Origin of the sequence: Cohnella nanjingensis (genome assembly GCF_014212125.1) — a bacterium.
Lineage (GTDB): Bacteria > Bacillota > Bacilli > Paenibacillales > Paenibacillaceae > Cohnella > Cohnella nanjingensis.
On record NZ_JACJVP010000023.1, the window covers coordinates 41,032 to 47,749 of the forward strand.

A 6,718-nucleotide genomic window follows, 5' to 3' on the forward strand; every position below is an offset into this window, starting at 1 on the left:
TTGAAACGGCGGGCGCCGGATTCTTTTTTGCGTTCATCATGGAGCTTCCGTCGGGAAGACGGAAGCTCCAGCCGTTCACGGGGTGGCGGCGGCGGTGGTCGCAGGCTCCGGCGCCCGCAGCCGCCGGCGGACGAAGATCGCGAAGACGGCCATGGAAGCCGCCGCCGAGAACGCCGTCACCGTGAACAGCGTCTGGTAGCCGGTATACTGCGATACCCAGCCGAGCACGATCGAACCCAGACCGATGCCGAGGTCGAAGGAGGCCGTGAACGAAGCGTTCGCCACCCCGCGGCGATCCGGATGGGCGAGCCGGAGGGCGGCCGATTGGAGCGCCGGCTGCGCGGATCCGAATCCGATGCCGTACAGGACGGCCGCGATCGACATGCCGGTAAAGCCGTGCGAGAAGCTCAGCACCAGCAGAGCCGCCACCGTCACGGCAAGCGCCGGCACGATGACGAATGCTTCTCCGCGCCGGTCGGACAGCTTGCCCGCAAGGGGACGGGTCGCGGTGAGCGCGATGGCGTACACGAGGAAAAAAGTGCCCGCGTTCACCTGGACCGACTCCGCGAACAGCGGCACGAAGGTGGTAATCCCGCCATATGCGGCGGCGAGAAAGAAGATCGCGACCATGACGGAGGCGATGGAGCGCTCGAACAGCTGCAGCCGTCCCCGGCCTCCCCGGGGCCGGTACGGCGTCTTGGCCGCCAGAGCGAGCAGCAGCGCCGCCACGGAGAAACCGGTGGCGAGCAGGAACAGCGGATGGTACGAGCCGCCCTGGATCAGCCAGACGCCGAGCATCGGTCCCACCGCCATCGCGACGGTCATCGCCATGCCGTAATACCCCATTCCCTCCCCTCGCCGCGCGGACGGAATGATATCCGTGATCGACGTCCCGACCGCGGTCGTGGAGAATGCCCAACTGACGCCGTGCAGCACGCGCAGCGCGAACAGCATCGCGAGTCCGCCGACCCAGTCGTACGCATACATCGACAACGTGAACAACAGCAGCCCCGCGATCATGAACACCCGTCTGCCGTAACGATCCAGCAGTCCGCCGACGAGCGGACGCGTCGCGACGGCCGCGAGCGTGAACGCCCCCGCCGCCAGGCCGACCTGCGACTCGGAAGCGCCGAGCTGCTTGATATAGAGCGGCAGCGTCGGCAGCAGCAGGTAGAATCCCGTGAACAGGAATAGCATCCCCGCCGTCATCAAGATAAAAGGCTTCGTCCACAATCGCTCCATGGCCATTCCTCCTCGTTCTTTAACCTTGCGCTTCGTCCGGGTCCGACGCCTCCACGCGCGCGATCTCCGCGCGCACCCAGTCCAGGTCCGCCGCCCCCATGTGCTTGCGATGATCGAGCGTCCGCAGCAGTTGAATGCGTTGAATCTCCGGCTCCGGCTGCGCGGCGATCAGTTGCCGCTCGAACCGGCTGACGTATTCGCGCTGTCCGCGCAGGTAGTCCAGGTATTGCGTCAGACAAGCCAGCCGCACCGTCTTCGGCACATAGCGGAAGTAGACCATCTTGATGCGGAAGACGAGCGCCGTCTCCGCATTGTGCGCCAGCGGCTTCGCCATCAGCGCGGCGAACCGCTCCCGGCCGCTCTCCGTGAGTGAATAGATCTTCTTGGGCCGCCCGCCTTCGGTCTCTTCCTCCAGGCGCAGATGGATCGATCCTTCGTCCGTCAGCCGGGAGAGGAGCGGATACAGCGTGCCCGAGCTGATGGCGCGGACGGTGCCGATTCGCTTCAGCACCTCCTGCAGCATATAGCCGTGTTTGTCTCCCGTCCGAAGCTCGCCGAGCGCGAACAGCTCATACATGAGCGCATCACCTCCACATATATGTCGGATCGACATATNNATATGTCGATCCGACATATATTGCCAGCACATTTTGGCACGCCTCGGGCGGGGCGACGGCAAAAAGACCGGGGACGCTTCCTGCGTCCCCGGTCTTGCGCCAAGCCGATTCATTGCCGATTGCAGCGTTTCAGTCCGCTTCCTCGTCTTCCGAGAACAGCATGCGGAAATACCGCTCCCGGTTGTTCAGGAAGTCCTTCGTGAGCCTATAATGCTCCGTATCCTCGTAAGCGACGGGCGCGATCCCCTCCTCGTCGAACTGCAGGATGCGCGCGTTCGGATAAGCCATCAGAATCGGCGAATGCGTCGCCACGATGAATTGCGCTTGGCCGGCCGACGCTTGCTCCCAGAGGATGCGCATGAGGGCCAATTGATTCTGCGGCGACAGCGCGGACTCGGGCTCGTCCAGCAGATAAAGCCCTTTGCGTCCGAGCCGATTGCGGAAAAAGGTCAAGAACCCTTGCCCGTGCGACCGTTCATGCAGCGAGCGTCCTTCGTAGGGCGCATAGGCGGATGTCCCGACGAAGGGGTCCTTGGCCAGCTCGTCGATATAGTCCGCGAACGTATCGAACGTCTCCGCGCGGAAGAAGAATCCGCCCGACACCTTCGGCGTCCAGGACAGACGCAGGAGGTCGGCGAGAGACGTATCGTCCTTCTCCTTGGCGATGACGAGGTCGCGTCCGCCGACGATGCTGAAGCCGCAAGAGACGCCGATCGCTTCGAGCAGCGTCGACTTGCCGGAGCCGTTGGCCCCGACGAAGAACGTCACGTCGGCGTCGAACGCGAGCCGATCCAGGCGGCGGATGGCCGGGATATCGAACGGATAATCGCGCACGCGCGCTTCCCCGTCGCCGAGCCGCGTCCGGTCGAGTTCGATTCGTCTTAAGAACGGCATGCCCGCTGCCTCCCCCTAACTGGACCCCTGCGCCTCGTTAGCGCGTCCATGGCGGTCGAATCCTTTATACCGGGTCCCTTGATGGGTGAGCTGCCCCACGTCTCCTTCGGCCAGCATGCCATAGGTTTTCCCGTTCACGGCCAACTCCGCACGGGAGCCGTCCTCCGCTTCGAAGGTCACGTAATAGCTCGTAGACGAGCTGGATTCGCCCGAGCCGCCCCATACATTCGTCCGTTTGGCGACGACTCTCGCCGGTCTGGAGATCAATTCGGAGGCGTTGTTCCGCGTCCACGTCGACAGCCCCTTCACGATGGCGAAAGCAAAGCCGCAGATCACCACCGCGAAGATGAGGAAAAAGAAGAACTGGAAGGCGTGCGGCGGACCTCCCAACGGATTTGGAAACATGGATCTGTCCCCCTTCACTATAGTTGCCATTATCATATCGTTTCTACGGTCCGTTTGAACATATGGCGCCTGCTAAAAAAACGATAAAGAGAAGCTTAACCGTCCTTCCCCAAAGCTTCGATCTGCCCGCGCAGCCGCCGGATGTCGGCCAGCAGCGCCTCCCTCCCCGCCTCGCTCGCAGGTTCCGGCAGCCCGATCAGCTGCGCTAGCCGGAGCTCCAGCCGCCCGCGTTCCTCCTCCCTCTCCCGCGCCGCCGGGTCGAGATCGCGGCGCCTCTCCCGCGAGAAGTACTCTTCATACGTACCCGGATAGGCGCGCGGCGCCTCCCCCGGCGTTAGCAGAACGAGCCGGTTCGCTACCCGGCGGAGCAGATAGCGATCATGCGAGACGAGGAGCAGCGCGCCCGGATAGGCTTCCAGCGCCTCCTCGACCCGCTCGCGCGTATCGATATCCAGATAGTTCGTCGGTTCATCCAGCACGAGCAGATTCGCCCGGCCGAAGAGCAGCATGAGGAAGGCTACGCGGCATTTCTCTCCCATGCTGAGGTCGCCGATCCGCTTGAACGCGTCCTCCCTGGAGAACAGGAAGCAGCCTAGGAGCGTGCGCGCTTCGGTCTGCGTCATGTCCGGCAGCCGAAGCAGGCTGTCCAGGATGGTCGACGATTCATCCAACTCGTCGAGCTCTTGGGCGAAGTAGGCGATGCGCGTCTGCGGGTGGGCGCGCACGGTTCCCCCGGTCGGCGTCAGCCGGCCGGACAACATCTTGAGCAGCGTAGACTTGCCCGCGCCGTTCGGGCCGAGCACCGCCAGGCGGTCGCCGCGGCGCAAGGCCAGCCCGAGATGGGCGAACAGCGGCCGCTCCCCTTCGTAGGCGAAGCCTACATCGTCCAGCGCCAGCATCATCCCGGCCTCGAACGACCCGCCTTCGAGGCGCATGCGCAGCTTCGCCGTCTCGCGCGGCTGGTCCGCGCGCTGCCGGTTCAGCCGTTCCAGCGCCGACTCCTTGGCATGGAGGCGGGAGACGTTCTTCTTGGACTTGGCGCGGAGGAAGTCGTTCTGGCCCGCGGCTTCGTGCGCTTGCTGGAACCATTCCGCATAGCGCCGGATGCTCTCGAGCAGCTTCTCTTTCTCCAGTTCTTGCTTGCGGTACAGCGCGGCTTGGGTACGGGCTTCCACCCGCTTCTGCTCTCGATAGGATGTATATCCGCCGGCATATCTTCGGCAGCCGCCGCGGTCCAGCTCGAGGACGGAAGTCGCCGTCCGGTCGATGAACGTCCGGTCGTGCGAGACGTACAGTACGGTGCCCGGATACTGCCGCACCCAGTTCTCCAGCCAGTCCAGCGTCTCGGCGTCCAGATGATTGGTCGGCTCGTCCAGGACGAGCAGCTTCGGCTCCCGGGCGAGGAGCGCGGCGAGCTGGACCCGCGTCTTCTGTCCGCCGCTAAGCGAACCGTACGGCACCGTCCAGACCGAGGGATCTAGCTGCAGCTGGCGCAGGCTCTTCTCCGCCTTCGTCTCCCAGCCGTAGCCGTCCAGCTGTTGATACCGCTCATACGCCTCCCCATAGGCTTGCAGCAGCGCATCGTCCGCCGGCGAACGCGCCATCCGGGCCTGCAGCTCGTCGAGACGTTGCTTCGCGGCATCGCATTCCGGCGAACCCGCCAGGACAAACGCCAGCGCGCCGATCGTAAGCCCGGCGGCTGGCTGCTGATCGAGCGCCCCCCATTCCGCCAACGGCAGCGCGCGGTGCACGGCGCCTCCGTCGAATGCCAAGCGGCCGAGCAGTCCTTGCAGCAGCGTCGTCTTGCCGACGCCGTTGCGCCCGAACAAGGCGATCCGCTCCCCTTCGCCCACCTCGAACGAGACGTTCTCGAACAGCACGTTTCCTTTCCATTCCTTGCGCAAATCTTTGACTTTGAACAGCATATGCGCGTCCCCCGATCCGATTGAAAAATCCGTTAAAAAACCGCAGCCAGCGGCTGCGGTCGGGAACGATCCGGTATGGGGGCAAAGCCGCGAACGGTAGCGCAGCGCGAACGCCCGCCTCCTCCGGGCATGGCGTCGACGCGGCCACGTCATCTTCGCGAGCTTCGTATGCAAACGCAAGGTCCCCAACCGACACACGTATCCCTGGCCGTCTCGCCGCATGGCGATCCGTAGCTCGCGGCAACCGCAAGCTGACTGCTTCAGGCGTAACGTGTTAGTTCTTCATCGGTCGAGTGATCCTCCGCGTATATTCCGTCATGGTAATGCTCCCATTATAGGCGATGAACCGTCCTCGCTTCAAGAGGCGAGCCTGCGAGGTTTCACCGAAGACGTGCTCGTCAACGGCGTTGCCGACGGGCCGCCCACAGCAGCGCCGCGATGCCGACCAGCAGGACGGCGGTCGTCGCCGCGCTGCCTTCCGCGCCGAACGCGCCGCCGGAGACGAGATCGCGGCCCGTTCGCTCGAGATGGAACACGGATTCCACGTCTGCCCCCGACACTTCGAACCCATAGATGTACCCCTGGAAGTAGTTCCAGGTCAAATGGAAGCCGATCGGCAGCCATAAGCCGCCGCTCACCTCCCTGGAGATGCCGAGAATGACGCCCGCAAGAACCAGATTCACCGTCGGCCAGATGCTGTCGAAGACGCTCGCGTTGCCGAAGTGCATGACGGCGAACAGCAGCGAGGAGACGGCTACGGCCGCAACCGCTCCGAATCGCAGCTTGACCAAGCCTTGCACGTAGCCCCGCGTCAACAGCTCTTCGCTGAACGCGACAACGGCGAAGACGAACACGCCCCAGAGCAGCGACAGCCATCGCGCTTGGCTGGCGGACGCCGCTTCGAACCGCAGTCCGCCGAACAGCCAGATCAGCAGCGTGACGATTGTCATGAGGATCGCGCCGAAGGCCATTCCGTACGCCAGTCGGACGGCTGCCCCGCGCTGCTTCAGCCCAAACGGCCAGCCCGACTTGCGTTCAAAGGCGATGTAAATGATCCATACGCCTGCGATAAGGAAGAGGTCTTGAATGACGGCGAGCGTCAGATTCATACGCTGGAATGTCAGGATCTGATCGATATCGCGGCCGTTAAGGACGGCCGCCAAGACGTAGACGAAGATGGCAACGAACATCATCGCCAGCACGATCGCCGCGAGGAGCAGTCCCTTGCCGATCAGGATCAGAGTCGCACGGATTGCGTTCATTTGGGGGGCCTCCCGGTAGGGTCGGTTGACGGTGCCATTGGTTTATTTGGTCCGATCGTACCTGTAGAGCGCGAGTCCGGAGAATCGGGCAATGAAGCCGTCGGCAAGCTTGTCCAACCCTAAGTCGGATATGGACATGGTGAAGCCGTAATCGCCGTCGAATGTCGTTCCTTGGTTCATGATTTCCAGACGCTGACCTTCCATCGTTTCGAATTGCCACCATCCCACGTACGCGTTATATCGGATTCTTATTTGGTGGTTAGCGGACATTCTGACATTCTAAGCACCATTGTTCCGTCATCATAGATTTGTCAGACCTCCGGACCTCCAGTCCTTCGGACCTCTAGACCTTCACACCTCCAGACCTCCAGAC

At 63.2% G+C, this 6,718-nt stretch carries 7 protein-coding genes; all 7 read right to left on the reverse strand.

Annotation, left to right across the window (positions count from 1 at the left end; all coding sequences use genetic code 11):
* Positions 1 to 75: 75 nt before the first annotated feature.
* A complete protein-coding gene (locus H7C19_RS13085) occupies positions 76 to 1,242 on the reverse strand; it encodes an MFS transporter (RefSeq protein WP_185143100.1) in 1,167 nt (388 codons plus the stop codon).
* Between the two features lie 19 nt (positions 1,243 to 1,261).
* Positions 1,262 to 1,819, reverse strand: a complete 558-nt coding sequence (locus tag H7C19_RS13090) for a PadR family transcriptional regulator (protein WP_185143101.1) — start codon at positions 1,817 to 1,819, stop codon at positions 1,262 to 1,264.
* Positions 1,820 to 1,988: 169 nt separating this feature from the next.
* Positions 1,989 to 2,753, reverse strand: a complete 765-nt coding sequence (locus tag H7C19_RS13095; RefSeq protein ID WP_185143102.1) for an AAA family ATPase — start codon at positions 2,751 to 2,753, stop codon at positions 1,989 to 1,991.
* A 15-nt stretch (positions 2,754 to 2,768) separates the two neighbouring features.
* Positions 2,769 to 3,158 carry a DUF2500 domain-containing protein gene (locus H7C19_RS13100; protein WP_185143103.1) on the reverse strand — a complete coding sequence of 130 codons (390 nt, stop codon included), beginning with the start codon at positions 3,156 to 3,158 and terminating at the stop codon, positions 2,769 to 2,771.
* A gap of 95 nt (positions 3,159 to 3,253) precedes the next feature.
* A complete protein-coding gene (abc-f, locus tag H7C19_RS13105; RefSeq protein WP_185143104.1) occupies positions 3,254 to 5,083 on the reverse strand; it encodes a ribosomal protection-like ABC-F family protein in 1,830 nt (609 codons plus the stop codon).
* A gap of 398 nt (positions 5,084 to 5,481) precedes the next feature.
* Entirely contained in the window at positions 5,482 to 6,345 is an 864-nt protein-coding gene (locus H7C19_RS13110; protein WP_185143105.1) for a CPBP family intramembrane glutamic endopeptidase, read from the reverse strand.
* Positions 6,346 to 6,387: 42 nt separating this feature from the next.
* Positions 6,388 to 6,573, reverse strand: a complete 186-nt coding sequence (locus H7C19_RS13115; protein ID WP_221469229.1) for a hypothetical protein — start codon at positions 6,571 to 6,573, stop codon at positions 6,388 to 6,390.
* Between the last annotated feature and the right edge of the window lie 145 nt (positions 6,574 to 6,718).